Raw genomic sequence first — 16,718 nt, 5'->3', positions numbered from 1 at the left:
CTGACCGTTCGAAAATCCCTCCCTCTCTACCCGAAAGGAACCAACTGTGCTCGATACTGCATTGACCTCGATATTCGGATCGACGGAATCGCTCGTTGCGGGCGTGTCCACCGTCGATTTCCTGCTGTGCTGCCTCGCGTCCGTTGTGTTGGGCGCGGCGGTGGCGCTCATCTACATGTTCCGCCACACCTACTCGAAGAACTTCGTGGTGACGCTGGCGCTGCTGCCGCTCATCGTGCAGATGGTGATCACGCTGGTGAACGGCAACCTGGGCGCAGGCATCGCGGTGATGGGCGTGTTCAACCTCGTGCGCTTCCGCTCCATCCCCGGCAGCGCGAAGGACATCGGCAGCGTGTTTCTGGCCATGGCCATCGGCCTGGCCACGGGCATGGGCTTCATCATGCTGGCCGTGCTGTTCACCATCATCGTGGCTATCGTGAACGTGGGCTACGTGCTGTCGCCCTTCGGCAAGCAGAAAGAGCCGGAGAAGACGCTGAAAATCACCATCCCCGACGACTTGGAGTACGACGGCGTGTTCGACGACGTGCTGAAGTGCTATACCGACGAGCACGAGCTGACGATGGTGCAAACCACCAACATGGGAAGCCTGTTTCTACTGGAATATGCGGTGCGGATGAAGCAGCCGGGAACGGAGAAGCGCATGATCGACGAACTGCGCTGCCGTAACGGCAACTTGAAGATCACCTGCGGGCGCGCTGCTGCGAGTAAGGACGTGTTGTAATGGAGGGGGCGAAAGCAATCTTGTTGCGGCTTTTCCGGAGGGCGCGTGGGGCGATGCCCAGTCGCTCAGACAGTCCTCGCTGCGCTGTGGAACTCGCTTGGTGGGCATCGCCCCACGCGCCTGGTCGAAAGGCGGTCGCGGTTGCGCTTTCTTTCGTGTTGGTAGCGGGGGTTGGCTCCCTGGCGGGGTGTTCGTCGGATCTGGGGGGCGGGGAGTCGGCTGCTGGGGTGGCCGTTGATGGGGGTGAGGCGGACTCTTCCGGGTCTGCTTCCGACTCTGGCGAGGCTGCTTCGTTTGCCGAGGTTGCGGCGGCTTTCGACGCGTCGGCGCTCGATCTCGACTACAGCAAGCGCGATGCGGATGCTTCTTACGACGATGCTTCCGCCGTGCATATCGTGTTGGGCGGAGGCTCGGCGAGCGTAGAGGGCGATGGCGCGACAGTTGACGGCTCTACAGTGACCATCTCTACCGAAGGCGTCTACGTCGTGTCGGGTTCGCTCGACGACGGGCAGCTGGCGGTGGAAGCGCCTGAGGACGCGAAGGTGCAGATCGTCCTTGCGGGCGCGACCATCCACAACGAGGACGGGCCCGCCGTGTACGTGAAGCAGGCCGACAAGTGCTTCATCACGCTGGCCGACGGGACGCAGAACGCGCTCACCGACGGCGCGGAATACGTGCTCGAAGATGGCTCCGACGAGCCGTACGCCACGCTGTTCAGCCGTGCCGACCTCACGTTGAACGGAACGGGAGCCTTGACGGTGACCAGCGCGTACCGCCATGCGGTGTGCTCGAAGGACGACCTTGTGATCACGGGCGGCACCTATGTGGTGAACGCGGTGGAAGACGCGCTGCGCGGACGCGACTGCGTCAAGATCGCGGACGGCGACTTCACGCTGATCGCGGGCGGCGACGGCATCAAGTCGAACAAGGATACGAAAGCCACGAAGGGATTCGTGTCCATCGACGGCGGCACGTTCGTCATCGAGGCCGGCGACGACGGCATCCAGGCGCAAACCTACCTGCGTATCGCGGGTGGCGACATCTCCATCGCTGCGGTGGACGACGCGCTGCACTCCAACCTCGAGGGCCTGCTGGCGGGCGGCGCGCTCGATATCGAAGCAGGCGACGATGCCTTCCATGCCGAGACGAAGCTCGTCATCGACGACGGCACGGTGAACGTGAAGGCGTGCTACGAGGGCTACGAAGCCGAGAAGCTGTACATTAACGGCGGCGACACCCGTATCGTGGCCAGCGACGACGCTGTCAATGCGGCCGCTGCCGATCTCGGCGACGACGATGCCGACGAGGCGGCCGATGTGTCGGCCGAGGCGCCCGGCTTCGAGGGAGGGGCGCTGCCCGACGGCATGGAGGCACCTGAAGGCGCTCCCGACGGGATGACGCCTCCGGACGGGGTGAACGGCATGGATGGCGAGGCTCCCGAACTGCCCGAAGGCGTGGAGACTCCCGACGTGATGGGCGGCACGCCGCCGTCCGGCGCTCCGCAGCGAAACGGCGAGGGCGCCAACGAGCGCGAGCTCAACGGCGGCGCGCCCGACAATGTATTCGCCGAAGGCGGCGCGGGCGACATGGGCATGGGCGACGAGAACTGCCTCATCCAGATCAACGGCGGCTACACCGTGCTCGATGCTCAAGGGGACGGCGTGGACAGCAACGGCTCGGTGGAGATCACGGGCGGCGTGCTGCTGGTCTGCGGCCCCACGAGCAACGGCGACGGAGCGTTCGACTACGATCTGACGGCGACGGTGACCGGCGGAACGGTGCTCATGGTGGGCTCCAACGGCATGGCGCAGAACTTCACCAGCGGAGAGCAGCCTTTCGCGTTCGCCACGGTCAGCGGCTCGGCCGGCCAAAACGTGGCCGTCGTAGACTCCGACGGCACGGTGGTCGCCTCGTTCACGGCGGCCAAGCAGTTCGGCATGGTGCTGGCCACCAGCCCCGCGTTCGTCGAAGGCGGCACGTATTCGCTGGTCATCGGAGGCACCGTGACCGGCGCGAACGCCGACGGCTACACCGACTCCGGCACGGTGGAGGGCGGCTCCACCACCGAGATCGCCGCGTCAACCACCGCATCCGGCGGCATGGGCGGCCTCGGCGCAGGAGGCGGCGGTATGCCCGCCGGCCAAGGCGGCGACGTCCAGCGCGGCATGCGCGGCGGCGCGGGTAGCGGCTTCGGCGGCGGAGCGGCGGCGTAGCCAGCACCCGTTCCAGCGGCGGCCCCGACGGAGTGTTCGTCGAGGTCGCCGTTTTTGGCGCGAGGTCGTCGGTCTGCCTCCTCGATTCTGGCACGAATTTACGGGTATGGCACAGATTTTGCAGCAAGAGTAAGGCCGTGAATCGCAAGCAATAGCAAAACGCCTGGTCGCGAAAACGTCTCCGCCCAATTTCCCCAATCGCTTCTGCCCAACCCGTAAATTTGTGCCAGATTTTTCAAGGTCGAACCGTTGGTAGCCGATTGCATTTGTCGTTCGCAGGTGTGTGAAATTCAGGAACAGCTGGCTCTTTGTCTGCGTTATCGCATATCGCTGGCTCATCTCTAGTAGTGCGGGATTTCGGAAATCCCGTGGGTTAGCCTTCGAACATCATGGCTTCGCGCATATCTGTTGCGTGATCGATTCGATGTGGTTTCGGGCCACCACCAGCAAGGCGATTATCGCCGCCGTCGAAGATGCCATGAGCAAGACGTAGGCCTATTCCGCGATAATCTTACGATCGGAACCTGCAAGGGCGTCGAAGCGGGCTTGCAGGTTCCGACCATGCATCCGCATCCTGGGCTTCGCCTCATGGTTCCGATCTCCTTGCGGAAGCGTTATCGTCCGGGAAACAGCAGCCGGCGTTCTGCGGCCAGATCGTTCACCGTTTCTATCTGCTTGGCGGTCTGACGTTGGACGGCTTCGATGAAGCGCTCGTCAAGCTGGGCGTTGAGACTCAACACGTCAGCTATGTCATCGAGGAACCCGTCGAGTGAGGACGAATCGTACCACGACAGGTCCTCCACGAGCGCCAGCTGCTGAGAAGGATAGGGGCGAAACGGATGGGCCTCCCACAAGTAGCGCCCATGCTCCAGCTCGTCCGTGGTCGCGCGGCTGTAAAACCCGCATCCGTTGTCGAACAGGGGTGCCACCCGATACCGATCGAGGGTTTCCACCTCGCGCATCAAACCGAAATTGTGCGTATGGCGGTCGAAGTTCGCCATAAGATGGTCGGCAACGATCATCTTGCTCACGGCGCGTCCGAGGTTCGACACGCCCAGCGCTTGCCCGGCTTCAAGGTATCCGCGATGGAGGTCGCGCCCCTCCGTCACTCCGAAGGCGGTAAGCACGTCGGCTGCGGGGATGAGCTCGGTTTCGGACGTTACGAAGGTTGGGCACGTCGAGTAGGCGCGCCCGTGCCGTTCGGTCAGTGAGTAGGCAACGAAGTCTTCGTCGTCCAGGAGCCGTGCGAGCAGCTTGGTTGCCAACAGCTCGTTGTACGGCTCGCGGTTCTCGTTGCCCGTTCCGCTTTTCACCAGGAGGTTCGTTCCGTCGCGGTGAATCCATGTCTTCGACAGCATGCCAGGCGTGGCGGTGTCGGGCGAGTGGGTTATGCGGGCGGTCGAGGTTCCTGCAGGGGCAGAGCCGCCGAGCAAGGTTTCGCCCAGTGCTTCTTCGTAACCGTTTTCGAAGTAATTGACGTCATGCCAGTCCACGTCGATATCAACGGGCTTGAACCAATACTGATCGGACAGATTGAGTCCCCAGGAATCGAACATGAGGTCGATGCCATGTCGGGCTGCCAGCTCGCGCAACACGGGGGCGAGGTTCGGACGCATATCGGGAATGGAGCGTGAGGCGATCCATGCAGCTAAATCGTATCGGTTCGGCGTTCGCTCTCGAAGGCCGATGCCTAATGGCTTCCAGGCGATTCCTTCGCGCGGCACGATATCGGCCGTTTCGCGCGTGCGTCGGTTGTACACGAAATCGAGCACCGGATGGTTGCGATTCATCAGCGTGAACGGGGCGAGGTTGCGCTCGTTCTTCTCGTTCATCTTCGGGCGGCCTGCGGTTCTGCCCCGCTCGGCTCGCTCGTGGACGGAGCGCTCGTCAAGCATCCAAGATCGTCCGAACCGCTGGGCCTCGAGATCTCCAGACGCTATAAGCGCGTTCACGCGCCTCATGCTGATGCCCAAACGCTGCGCCGCTTCCTTGGTCGTGTACATGGCTCCTCCCATCCGTTCATTTCCTAAAATTATACCAAACAAGGAATAAATAATTCTCAGATGCTGTAGAAAAAATATTCCTTAATCGGAACATTTTCCGGAGGTGCCTGACGGTCGTATGGAACACTTGCGCGGTTTTGTCCCGAAGGATTTGCTCCTTTCGTCGAATCGGTGACCCTTCGCCGGAAAGCTTCGCGCGCTTTAGCCGATTGGAGTACAATGGGCGAACGAATAAGGAACGAACCCGCACGTCAGGCTGGGGCCGGGCGCCATGCAAGAAGGGATGCGAACATGGCAGACATCACCGAAGTGGATTACATCTGGAAGAACGGGGAGATGATCCCCTGGGCCGAGGCTACCACGCATGTCTTGTCCCACTCGCTGCATTACGGCTCCGGCGTGTTCGAGGGCATCCGCTGCTACCAGAATCCCGAGACGAAGAAGAGCTACGTCTTCCGTCTGCGCGACCATATGGAGCGCCTGCATCGCAGCTGCAAGATCTCTCTGATCGACCTGCCGTACTCGGTGGACGAACTGTGCGACGCGACGATCGAGCTTATCCGCAAGAACAACCTGCCGTCGTGCTACATCCGTCCGATCGTGTACCGCGGCTACGGCGTGATGGGCGTCGATCCCACCGGAGCCCCCACCGACGTGGCTATCGCCGTGTGGCCGTGGGATACCTACCTGGGAGACGGTGCACTCGACAACGGCGTGGCCGTGGGCGTGTCGTCGTGGCGCCAGCGTACGAACAACTCCATTCCGCCTGCGGTTAAAGCCACCGCTTCCTACATGAACTCTATCCTGGCTAAGCTCGAGGCGAAAGAGCACGGTTATGTCGAGGCCATCATGCTGAACGAGGCGGGGCTCGTGTGCGAGGGCACCGGCGAGAACCTCTTCGTCGTGCGCGACGGCATCTTGTCCACGCCGCCGCTGTCCGACGGACTGCTGGAGGGCATCACGCGCGACACGGTGCTGTGCCTGGCCGACGACCTGGAGATCCCCGCCATCGAGGAAAGCCTCACGCGCAGCGACCTCTACATCGCCGACGAGGTGTTCATGACCGGCTCCGCCGCCGAGCTCACGCCCATCGGCAGCGTCGACGGCCGTGTGGTGGGCAAGCCGGGCGAGATCACTCGCTTGCTGCAGGATCGTTTCTTCGCCGTGTGCTATGGCAACATCGAAGAGTACTCGGAATGGCTGACTGAGATCTAAGTCATAGGTTGGTATGTCGCGAAGCCCCCACCGTCCGCTGCTTGCGGCCGGCCGGAGGGCTTCGCTTTTTGAGCGAAGGAGCGCCTCTGTGAATCGAATCCTCACGTATGACAGCACGCTGCGAGACGGAGAGCAGTGCGAGGGCATCACGTTGTCGCTTGAGGACAAGCTGCGCATTGTCGAGCGCTTGGACGCGTTCGGCGTCGATTTCATCGAGGGCGGGTTTCCGGCATCGAACCCGAAAGACATCGCGTTCTTCCAGCGCGTGCAGGAGATGCCGCTTAAACATGCGCGCATCGCGGCGTTCGGCTCAACGTGCAAGAAGGACGTCGCCGCCGAGGACGACCGCGGGCTGGCCGACCTCGTGGCCAGCGGCGCCCCGGTGGTCACCATCGTGGGCAAAACGTGGGACGAGCAGGTCACGCGCGCGCTGCTGACCACGCTCGACGAGAACCTGCGCATGATCCGCGATTCCGTGACCTACCTCAAGGCGCAGGGTCTCACGGTGGTGTTCGACGCCGAGCACTTCTTCGACGGATACAAGGCGAACGCCGACTACGCGATGGCCTGCGTGCGCGCGGCAAGCGAGGCGGGCGCCGACTCCATCGACCTATGCGAGACGAACGGCGGCGCGCTGCCTCACGAGGTGGAGGCCGTCGTGGCCGCGGTCGCGCGCGAGCTGCCCGGCCAGCAGCTGGGCATTCACTGCCACAACGATTCGGGCTGCGCTGTGGCGAACTCGCTTGCCGCTGTGCGTGCCGGCGCAACTCAGGTGCAGGGCACGGTGAACGGGTTCGGCGAACGCGTGGGCAATACCGACCTGCTCACCGTCGTCGCCGATCTCGAGCTGAAGATGGGCTGTACCTGCGTGGGCGAGGAGCGGCTGCGCGATCTGACCAGCGTGGCGCAGTTCGTGGCCGAGACATGCAACCTGTCGGTGCCGAACCATCATCCCTACACGGGCGCGTCGGCGTTCGCGCACAAGGGCGGCCTGCACGCCAGCGCCATCGCGCGCTTCCCCGAGGCCTACGAGCACACGCGCCCCGAGGCGGTGGGCAACACGCAGCGCATGCTGGTCAGCGAGCTGGCCGGCAAGGCATCGCTCATCGCGAAGGCGAAGAACTTGGGCATCGATCTGGCCCAGCACCCCGACAAGACGCAGGAGATCCTCGACGACATCAAGCGCCGCGAAGCGGTGGGCTACTCCTACGAGGTGGCCGACGGGTCGCTTGCGCTGCTGCTGCAATGGCATCTCGGCGCGTACCGGCCGCACTTCACGCTGGAGAGCTTCCGCGTCATCGTGGACGACCACGAGGACACCGGCGCGCTGGCGAAGGACGCCATGTCGGAAGCCACCATCAAGATCCACGTGGACGACCAGCGCTTCGTGGCCACGGGCGAGGGCGCGGGTCCTGTCGGCGCGCTGGACAACGCGCTGCGCATGGCCATCGTGGCGTTCTATCCTGAGGTGGCCGACATCGAACTGGTGGACTACAAGGTGCGCATCCTCGACGAGAACGTGGGCACCGACGCCATCACGCGAGTCGTCATCACCACGCGTGACAAGCGCGGCAGCTGGGGCACGGTGGGCGTGTCGGAGAACATCATCGAAGCATCATGGAATGCGCTGGTCGACTCGATCGAGTACGGCCTGATGCGGATTGGGGAGTAGCATGAGCGATCTCAGAACGCCCGAAGTCGAAGACCTCCTGCGCGTGTTCGCGGCGCTTGACGACGAAGACGTGATCTTCTCCCTGCTGGAGGACTTGTTCACCATTCGCGAGATCAAGGAAACGTCCCAGCGCCTGGCCGTTGCGCGCCAGTTGGATGCCGGCAAGTCCTACTCCGCCATCGAAGAGGCCACCGGCGCGTCGGCCACCACCATCGCCCGCGTGTCGAAGTGTCTGAGCTACGGTGCCGGCGGCTACAACGCCGCCCTGAACGCCCTGGACGACGCCGAGAAGAAGCGCCGCTAGCGCATCGGTTCGCAGCCCGAAGAGCTCCGCTGCGGCTGCATACGGGACGGCGGGCTCCTCTGGTTTCTTACGCGAACGGCGTCTCCTGCTCGGCTTCGCGCAGCAGGGCGGCTCGGGCTTCCACCAGGTCGAGCAGTTCTTGCTGGGTGTGCACGCCCAGCTTGTGGTAGATGCTCGACGTGTGGCTTTTCACCGTCTCCTCCGACACCACCAGCTCCTCGCTGATGTGTTTGCGGTTGCGACCGCGCGCCAGCAGCGCGAGCGTGTCCGCTTCACGCGGCGTGATGCCGCTCTCGACCACGATCACCTGCACGGCGGCATCCAGGCTATCGTCCGAACGCGCGGTTCCGCCCGGTTGCGCGATGCCCCAGCCGGTGGTCAGGTTGAGGTTGCTCATCATCAGCAGCGCTGCCATCAACAGCACGAACGAGACCACCGTCGCCATCACCTGCATCCAGTAGCCGGCCTGCTCTTGTTGGACGAGTATGCTCGCGGTCGATCCTCCGATCAGCTGTCCCAGCATGAGGCAGCCTGTGGGCAGCGCCACCACCCAGGTGGCGGGCAGGTTGAACGTCTTGGTCAGGTAAGCGCACAGGCCCCACATGATGAGGTGCACGTAGCAGAACCCGACGAACTGCACCGACTGCCCAAGCGCCGGGATGGCGCCAAACAGCGCGATGAACAGCGCGCCGGTTGCCATGATGCCGAATCCCACCTGGTAGATCAGGTGGTTGAAGTCCATCTTCACGAACACGGCTGTCAGCAACAGCAGCAAGGCGGCCACGACGAAACTCAGCGCGTTCAGCAGCACGGTGTTCGACCCGTCCGCCTGCACCACGGCGCTGCCCAGCAGCACGCCCAGCGCGAGGCCGTGCAGCAGCGCCGTGACCAGGAACTTGTACGGGGTTCTCAGGGTGGCGTTCATGCCGTGGTCGAACAGCGTTTTGCGCGGGAAGCTGCGCATGGCCCGATACCAGCAGACGGAGAGCGGCACCGGGATCGCAACGAACAGCACCTGCCCGAACGCAAGCGGCAGAAACGACAGCAGGCAGATGAGCAACGCCGAAAGCAGCATGGCCACGATGCCGTGGAACAGCACCTCGCGCGGCCCCAGGTAGCCGAACACGCGCCCCCATTCGATGAGCAGGCACGCCGTGCCCAGTCCGATGCCGAGCGATCCCAGCGCGTACAGCGCGGCGCCCGTCGCCTGCGCGAGCGAGGCGTCGCACAGCTCGATCCACAGGTACGACAGCAGCGCCCCGCACGCCATGACGGCCGCGATGGCGCCGATGTACCAGCGTTGCCGGAACACGACGTTCGTTCGCTTGAACCACGCGCCCAGCGTGAAGTACGCGACGGCACTCACGCCGACCGGCCCGATCCACGAGGGGAACAGCAGCCCGGACTCCAAAGCGACGGAGGGGAAGAACAACGGCCCCTGGAAGGCCATGTTTACCCACGTCCAGTACAGCGTGAGCGCCGCCAGCAAGAACGGCCTCGCCGCGATGCTTTCCGCAAGCCGATGCAGCACGAGCGAGCGCTCGCGCTGTTCGTTGATGAGCGCATGGTGATTCATGACCGAGTCCCTCCCCTTGATCAAGCGCGTCTCACGGTACGCTTCGGTAGAACATCCGTCCTCCCCCGAGCCGGGGGAAACCGTCGTTTCGAGCCGCTTCCCCCGCTGACGGGGTGGCGTTCGCGTCGTTTCGCTCGCACACTGGCCCTTGACGGATCGCTTGCGAGCGTAGGCAACACAGCATAGCGCAAGGGGGGCTGATCCGCGCCGCTCGATGCGAGGGAACAAGGCGGCGAAGGGACGAATCATCAAGGAAGGGAGTTCGATATGTTCAAGAACACTGCGGGCGAGGGCGTGCGGATCGATATGTCGCGCCGTTCGTTTCTGACGGGCGTGGCCGGGGTGGGCGCCATCGCGGCGCTCGGCGGTTTGGCGGGATGCGCGCCGTCCCAGGAGAAGGCCGACACGTCCAACGCGAAGGCGGATGCGGCATCCGGCCCGAAGACCTACGACAAGGTGGACAAGACCTACGACACCGATCTGCTCATCGTGGGCGGCGGCGGCAGCGGCCTGGCCTGCGCGGTGCAGGCGGCGCTCAACAAGACGAACTTCATCCTCATCGAGAAAGGCTCCGAGCTGGGCGGCAACGCCAGCTTCGTCGAGGGCATGTTCGCCATCGAGTCGAAGATGGCCGAGGAGCAGGGCATCCACGTGACGCCGTCCGAGATCATCGAAGCCGAGCTCGAACGCGGCCAGCATCGTCAGAACGGCGCGCTGTGGATGGACCTCTGCACGAAGTCGGCCGAGAACATCGAGTGGTGCCTGGAGCAGGGCGTCATGTACAGCGGCGTCATCGACGAGTACAACGGCGGCCTGTACCCCACGTTCCACTGGTTCAAGGACGGCAAGTGCAAGATCGGCTACGTCGACCCCATGATCAAGCGCGTGGACGAGCTGGGCATCGAGGTGCACCTCAACACGGCGGCCACGTCGCTCATCCAGCAGGACGGCGCCATCGTGGGCGCGTATGCGGAAGGCGACGATGGCGTGGTGCAGTACAACTGCAAGGCGGTCGTGTTCGCCACCGGCGGCTTCGGCGGCAATCCCGAGCTCATCAAACAGCAGGGCTGGGACATCGAGAACCTGTTCGTGGTGGGTTCGTCCAACGCGGCGGGCGACGCGTACCGCATGGCGCTGGAGGTGGGCGCGAAGGACTTCATGAACGACTCCGCGCAGAGCATCCTGTACAACATCCCCGCGCTGCCGCCCATCGACTTCCACAAGGACGCGCTCAACCCTGTGAACGGCTACTTCGGCATCGCGGCGGGCGGGCCCGTGCTGTGGGTGAACGAGGACGGCGACCGCTACACGCGCGAGAACCTCACCGACGACAACCTCGTGCTGCAGTGCATTCCCGGCAAGGGCAACTTGGCGAACTACGCGGTGTTCGACCAGGGCATCTTCGACACGTTCTTCGGCACCACCGACGATGGCCGCGCCATGTTCGAGGACGCGGTGGCCGGCGACAAGACCGAGACGCTGTTCAAGGCCGACAGCATCAAGGGGTTGGCCGATGCGTGCGGCCTCGATGCCGACGCCCTGGCGAAGACGGTCGAGCGCTACAACGAGCTGGCGAAGAAGGGCAACGACGACGACTTCGGCAAGCCGGCCGAGAAGATGGTCGCCATCGAGAACGGGCCGTTCTACCTGGCCAAGCTGGGATACAGCTTCTTCTTCGAGGTGGGAGGCATCGCCACCGACAAGCAGCGCCGCGTGCTGGACGTCGACTCGAAGCCCATTCCCGGCCTGTACGCCATCGGCAACGACGGCAACATGTTGTACCGCCACGTGTACACCATCAACATGCCCGGCACCGCGTTCGGCAACCAGGTGAACTCGGGCCGCGAGGCTGCGAACAACGTTGCGGAGTTCCTGAAGGCGTAAATCCACTCTTTTCCGAAGCTGGGGCGCGGAATCTCTCCCTCCTCGCCGTCGTCCCGGCTTCGGAATTCTGCGTCTGGGCGCAAACGGGCACCCATGACAATTATGCGAGCAGAAAAGAGCCCCAGGCGGCGGAAGGATTTTCTGTCACCTGGGGTTTCTCTAGTTGCTCTGCGAGGGCGGCTGCCGTTTCGCCCTCCCGGATTGTCATGGGTGCCCGTTTGCGCCCACGACATGGGATTGCTGCGTCGGATTGTCATGGGTGCCGTTTTGCGTCCATGACATGGAACCTTGCGGCGCGCGGAATGGCTCGCGTCACCCGGCGACGGGCGCCGCGTCCTCGTCCGGCCTTGCGGGCGGTTTCGCGGCGCGTCCGTCGCTCGACCCGCTCGCCGGCAGCGCCACGGGATCGCCGTACTCGTCGATCGTCCCGTTCGCACGGCCCTCGATGTAGGCTGTGCGCGCCTTGCCGCGCCTAAACGTCACGGGCGCCTTCCCCGAGCTCAGCTGGTAGCAGTACCAGAACACGAACGGGATGCCGATGATGCCGTTCGCCATGCCCCACCAGTACATCACGTCGGGGCTGAACCATGCAGCCGAGTTCATGATGGTGGGGAACAGCAGCGGGAAGCAGCTGCGCAGCAAGAGGTGCGCGCCCAGCGTGTAGATGCGCCCGGTGATGTACAGCTCGGGACGGCGCATGATGATGGGGTACAGCTCGGCCGCAGCCAGGATGCAGCAGGTGGACGCGAAGAACTCGTGTCCTTCGGCGTACACGAAGCACGCGTTCCACGTGGTGTACAGGAAGTTCCACATGGGGACAGTGTAGGACAGGATCTCGCCGTGGCTGGACGTGTCGTACTTCCAGTACTTGTCGCCGAACGGCATGGTGACGCACAGGATGAAGCCGGCCAGCGCGTTCATCATGTTGCCCATCTGCATGTCGCGCAGCGTGGCCTCGGCAATGTTGCAGAACACGATGCCGTACAGCGTCCAGCGCACCCAGCGTTTACGCATGAGCCGCCAGAACGGCGTGTCCTTCTGCTGCACGGCGGCGATGCGGCCCAGACCTGCGAAGATGAGCGGCAGGATGACGGAGAGGTTTTTCGCCCACCGGAACCAATCGTCTCCGGGGATGTTGATGATCCATAGCGGAATGGTGACGAGCGACACCACCCACACCCACATGGACGTTCGATAGTGCCGTCGCATGAACTCGGTCAGCAGCATGAGCAGCACGGTGTACACGACCATCGATATGGGAGTGATCCAGACGGGCACGGTCATGAGAAACCCCTTTCCCCAGGTAGCGCTATTATTGTCAGTCTATCATCGGGGGTGGTGCCGCTTCTTTCACAAACGACCTCTTGATGTGAAAGACTTCCACGCCCGAGCTTCGTATACTCGCTTCAAGGCGCTGTGCGTCGTCGATGGGACGAGGGCCATGTGTCCGAACTGCCGCCAGGCAACGGCGGGAAACGAGGGAGCGAAGGGGGCTTCATCATGGGTATTCTGTACCAAGCGGCCGACCCGCTGTACTGGGTCATTTGGCTGTTCATTTTGTTCGCGCTTATGGCGTTCAACGAGTTGGGACGCACGTCGCTGTGGGCAGGCATCGCGCTGTTCGCGGTTGTTCCCATCGTGCTGACCGTCTTCGTGTGGCCCATCACGGCGGCTCCCGGCAACGAGTACGGCACGGGCACGTGGTTCAACTGGGTGAAGACATATTCGGCACTTGCCGGCTGCTTGGGCTTCATGGCGCTGCGCTTCGTGAAGTGGCGCGGCGCGGACGGCACGACGCACCACCTGTACGAGAAGCGCTGGGCGCTGTGCTTTCCGCCGCTCATCCTGGCCGTCAACATCGCCGAGGCCGTCGTTCGCGACTTTCAGGTGTTCAGCTTCGGCCTGTGGCAAGGCGGCGTGGTCGAGAACCTGTGGACTATGTCGGGTCCCTGGAACATCATGAACGGCATTGCCGGTATCCTCAACATCGTCACCATCTGCGGCTGGTTCGGCATCTTCATCTCGAAGGATTCGTCGAAGGACATGATCTGGCCCGACATGATCTGGGCGTGGATCATCGCCTACGACCTGTGGAACTTCGCCTATACGTACAACTGCATCTCCGACCACTCGGCCTACGCCGGCCTCGCGCTGCTGCTGGCGTGCACTATCCCCACGTTCTTCATCAAGAAGGGCGCCTGGTTGCAGCATCGCGCGCAGACGCTGGCGCTGTGGATCATGTTCGTGATGACCGTTCCGCAGTTCGCCGATGTGCTGGCGCCCATTCCCACCACGCACAACCCTACGGCGTTCTTCGCGGTCAGCTTCCTGGCGCTTGCGTCGAACGTGGCGTTGGCGGCGTACCAGTTCCGTAAGATCCGCAAGCTCAAGTTGAACCCGCTCAAGGACGAGCTGTACGCCGACACGAAGTCGTATCAGGAGCTCGAAGAGGCAAACCGCTAGAGAACCCCGTATAATGGACGCCAAGCGTAATCGTTGCGCGCGGCGTCCATGCGCGCCTGAACGCAGGAGGGCGCGATGCGGCTCGACAAAGAGAATCAGGGAATCCGCCCGCCGGGGCGCGAGCGTTCTGCGGTCGAAAGCAGGAGGCTCGGCGGCCCGGCGGGCGAGATCATGCTGGCGGCGCGCACGTTGTTCGAACGGCGCGGGGTGGGGAAGACCACGGTGAAGGACATCGCCGCCGAGGCGAACGTCACGCGCGAGCTGGTGTACTACTACTTCGAGAACAAGCAAGCCGTCATCGATGCGGTCATCGACGATTATGTGGAGGACCTCGTGGAAAGCGTGCTCGTGTGGAACGAGTCGCGCGTGTTCGGCGACACGGCAGGGTCGCTGCGGTCGTGCATCGCGGCGTTTCGCCGTGCACTGTACGACGCGAACGGGCTTCGGCCCATGATTCGCGTGTTGGAGGAGCTGGGCGTGCGCGACGCCTTCGACGTGCGCGCGGTGCGCGAGACGGTGGATTGCCTGAGCGGTCGGGTGCTGGTCGAATACGCCGAGTACCATCAGGTCGAGATCGAATTCGTATACGAGATGTTCTGCGTGGTGATCTTCGGGCTGGTAGGCCTCGTGAAGATCGACCCCGACATCAGCGACGAGGCTCTCATGAAGGTGGTGGAGCAGACGCTGCACCTCGACATGGAGCCGCTTGCGCTGGATGTCTCGGCCAAGCGGCAGGACAGCGCATCGGTTTAGGCACCTCCCCTGTTCTTTTAGATGACGCCAAAATCGTGTATTCATCTGCGACTACGTTCAGCGCGTGGAGATCGCGTGACCGTTACCCGGTCGTGCTATAGTTGTTGCGAATTCGTTGTTCGCTGCGGTGCCGAATCGTCAAAATACGAGCATGAGAGTCAAGCATGAGGCATACGCGGCGGATTCGAGGAGGTTTTGCATGACTGATTTCACGCGCGGCCTCGATCGCCGCACGTTTATATTTGGCGCGGCTGCCCTGGGTGCGGCCACGCTGTTGCGGCCGACGCTCGCTTTTGCCGAGCCCACGTCCGCAGACAAGTTCGCCGAGGCCGATTCCGTTCGCGCTCGCATCAACGAGATGCAGGAGCAGCTGACCATCGCCGGTGAGAACTATTACAAAGCGCTCGACGAGCACGAAGCGGCCGTCCAAGCCGTTGCCGACGCCCAGGCGCGCATCGACGAAGCGAACGCCCAGATCGCCGAGTTGCAGGACAAGCTGAGCAAGCGGGCGCGCAGTATGTATCGCAGCGGCCAGACCACGGCGCTCGACGTCATCTTGGGAGCCACGACGTTCGAGGAATTCGCCACAAGCTGGGATTTGCTGAACGATATCAACGACAACGATGCCGCGATGGTGCAGCAGACGAAAGACCTGCGCGCCGAGGTGGAGGCGGCGAAGATCGAACTCGAAAAGCAAGAGCGTATCGCTGCCGAAAAAGCCGAAGAGGCGGCGCGCATCAAAGCTGAGGCAGAGCAGACCATCCAAACGCTGGAAGCCACGCTGCAACAGCTTGACGCCGAGGCTCAGGCGCTGCTGGTCCAGGAACAGGAAGCGGCACGTGCTGCCGAAGCTGCCGCTGCGGCAGCCGAGGTCAAGCGCACGTACGCCTACAGCACGCCGAGCGCGTCCATCCCGTCCCAGGGCTCGGTGGTGGACTACGCGCTGTCGCGCATCGGCTGCCCCTACGTGTGGGGTGCCGCCGGTCCGAACGAATTCGACTGCTCCGGATTGGTGACGTGGGCATACGCTCAAGTGGGTATTTCGGTGCCCCATCAGACCGAGTCGATGTACTATGCCGCCGCCGCGCGTTTGCCGGTCTCCGAAGCGCAACCCGGCGATGTGCTGTGGATCAGCTACGGCGACGGGTACAACGGACATGCTGGCATCGCCTGCAATGCCGGGGGCACGCACTACGTTCACGCCCCCACGTTTGGCGCGCGCGTGCGCGATACCGATCCGCTGAGCTGGGCCGGGTTTACGCATGCGCTCCGATTCGCATAAGAAGGAGAACCAAGTGACCACGCTGTTTGTGAACGCGTGCATGCGCGGCGAGGCATCGCGCACGCTCGCGCTGTGCCGCGAATACCTGGAGCGCTTCGACGACGTCGTGGAGGTTGACGTTGCGGCGCTCGATCTCAAGCCGTTCGACGCCGATCGTGTGGCGTACCGTACGGAGAAGCAGAGGGCAGGGGAGTGGGACGATCCCATTTTCAGCCTATCGCGCCAGTTCGCGGAAGCCGACGACATCGTCATCGGTGTGCCGTACTGGGATCTTTCGTTTCCGGCTGCGTTTAAAACGTACCTTGAACATGTCAGCGTGTGCGAGTTGACGTTCCATTACACCGAGGACGCGCGCTGCGAGGGCATCTGCAAAGCGAAGCGCATCACGTACATCACCACGTGCGGCGGCTTCGTAGAGGGTGCAAACTTCGGTTACGAGTACATCGTTGGCATCGCCAAGATGTTCGGCATTCCCGAAGTCCGCTTCGTGGCGGCCGAGGGGCTGGACATCGTGGGCATCGACGTCCAGGAGCAGATGGACAAGGCTCGCGCCCAGATGGCGAAACTCGATTGAGCGAGTCCGGCAAAACCTATGCAGGGGGACCGACGGT

General features: G+C 63.3%; 13 protein-coding genes. 10 read left to right on the top strand and 3 right to left on the bottom strand.

Going from position 1 to position 16,718, the window contains the following annotated elements:
• Positions 1-46 precede the first annotated feature (46 nt).
• Positions 47-742, top strand: coding sequence for a DUF4956 domain-containing protein (locus GT613_RS09325; RefSeq protein WP_009608126.1), 696 nt, complete (start codon positions 47-49; stop codon positions 740-742).
• Positions 743-969: 227 nt separating this feature from the next.
• On the top strand, positions 970-2,955 hold the full coding sequence (locus GT613_RS15655; RefSeq protein ID WP_009608051.1) for a carbohydrate-binding domain-containing protein: 1,986 nt from the start codon (positions 970-972) through the stop codon (positions 2,953-2,955).
• 614 nt (positions 2,956-3,569) lie between these two features.
• On the opposite strand, the gene GT613_RS09315 is transcribed toward GT613_RS15655, so the two are convergent.
• On the bottom strand, positions 3,570-4,958 hold the full coding sequence (locus tag GT613_RS09315) for a helix-turn-helix domain-containing protein (protein ID WP_158539333.1): 1,389 nt from the start codon (positions 4,956-4,958) through the stop codon (positions 3,570-3,572).
• 291 nt (positions 4,959-5,249) lie between these two features.
• Here GT613_RS09315 and GT613_RS09310 point away from each other — a divergent pair, with 291 nt between their 5' ends.
• The 3 genes from GT613_RS09310 (at position 5,250) to GT613_RS09300 (ending at position 8,149) form a co-directional block, all read left to right on the top strand.
• Positions 5,250-6,173, top strand: coding sequence for a branched-chain amino acid transaminase (locus GT613_RS09310; RefSeq protein ID WP_009305975.1), 924 nt, complete (start codon positions 5,250-5,252; stop codon positions 6,171-6,173).
• Positions 6,174-6,261: 88 nt separating this feature from the next.
• Positions 6,262-7,845: a citramalate synthase gene (cimA, locus tag GT613_RS09305; RefSeq protein ID WP_009608166.1), complete on the top strand. Its 1,584-nt coding sequence runs from the start codon at positions 6,262-6,264 to the stop codon at positions 7,843-7,845.
• 1 nt (position 7,846) lies between these two features.
• Positions 7,847-8,149: a YerC/YecD family TrpR-related protein gene (locus GT613_RS09300; RefSeq protein WP_009607988.1), complete on the top strand. Its 303-nt coding sequence runs from the start codon at positions 7,847-7,849 to the stop codon at positions 8,147-8,149.
• Positions 8,150-8,216: 67 nt separating this feature from the next.
• On the opposite strand, the gene GT613_RS09295 is transcribed toward GT613_RS09300, so the two are convergent.
• Positions 8,217-9,725, bottom strand: coding sequence for a response regulator transcription factor (locus tag GT613_RS09295; RefSeq protein ID WP_009305978.1), 1,509 nt, complete (start codon positions 9,723-9,725; stop codon positions 8,217-8,219).
• Between the two features lie 267 nt (positions 9,726-9,992).
• On the opposite strand from GT613_RS09295, the gene GT613_RS09290 reads away from it, so the two are divergent.
• Positions 9,993-11,609, top strand: a complete 1,617-nt coding sequence (locus GT613_RS09290; protein WP_009305979.1) for an FAD-dependent oxidoreductase — start codon at positions 9,993-9,995, stop codon at positions 11,607-11,609.
• Between the two features lie 312 nt (positions 11,610-11,921).
• Here the strand turns inward: GT613_RS09290 and GT613_RS09285 are convergent, their stop codons facing one another.
• A complete protein-coding gene (locus GT613_RS09285) occupies positions 11,922-12,893 on the bottom strand; it encodes a hypothetical protein (protein WP_161172600.1) in 972 nt (323 codons plus the stop codon).
• Positions 12,894-13,109: 216 nt separating this feature from the next.
• Here GT613_RS09285 and GT613_RS09280 point away from each other — a divergent pair, with 216 nt between their 5' ends.
• From GT613_RS09280 to GT613_RS09265, 4 genes are all read left to right on the top strand, one after another.
• On the top strand, positions 13,110-14,072 hold the full coding sequence (locus GT613_RS09280) for a DUF5692 family protein (protein ID WP_009305981.1): 963 nt from the start codon (positions 13,110-13,112) through the stop codon (positions 14,070-14,072).
• Between the two features lie 75 nt (positions 14,073-14,147).
• Complete coding sequence (locus GT613_RS09275; protein WP_009305982.1) at positions 14,148-14,825, top strand: TetR/AcrR family transcriptional regulator; 678 nt, start codon at positions 14,148-14,150, stop codon at positions 14,823-14,825.
• Positions 14,826-15,024: 199 nt separating this feature from the next.
• A complete protein-coding gene (locus GT613_RS09270; protein WP_009305983.1) occupies positions 15,025-16,107 on the top strand; it encodes a C40 family peptidase in 1,083 nt (360 codons plus the stop codon).
• Between the two features lie 13 nt (positions 16,108-16,120).
• Positions 16,121-16,681, top strand: a complete 561-nt coding sequence (locus tag GT613_RS09265; protein ID WP_009305984.1) for an NAD(P)H-dependent oxidoreductase — start codon at positions 16,121-16,123, stop codon at positions 16,679-16,681.
• Positions 16,682-16,718 lie beyond the last annotated feature (37 nt).

The sequence above is a fragment of the Eggerthella sp. BIOML-A4 genome (assembly GCF_009875575.1).
In the GTDB taxonomy this organism is placed as follows: Bacteria; Actinomycetota; Coriobacteriia; order Coriobacteriales; family Eggerthellaceae; genus Eggerthella; species Eggerthella lenta.
The sequence above is the reverse complement of the archived record's forward strand: the minus strand, read 5'-3'. Positions and strand labels throughout refer to the sequence as shown.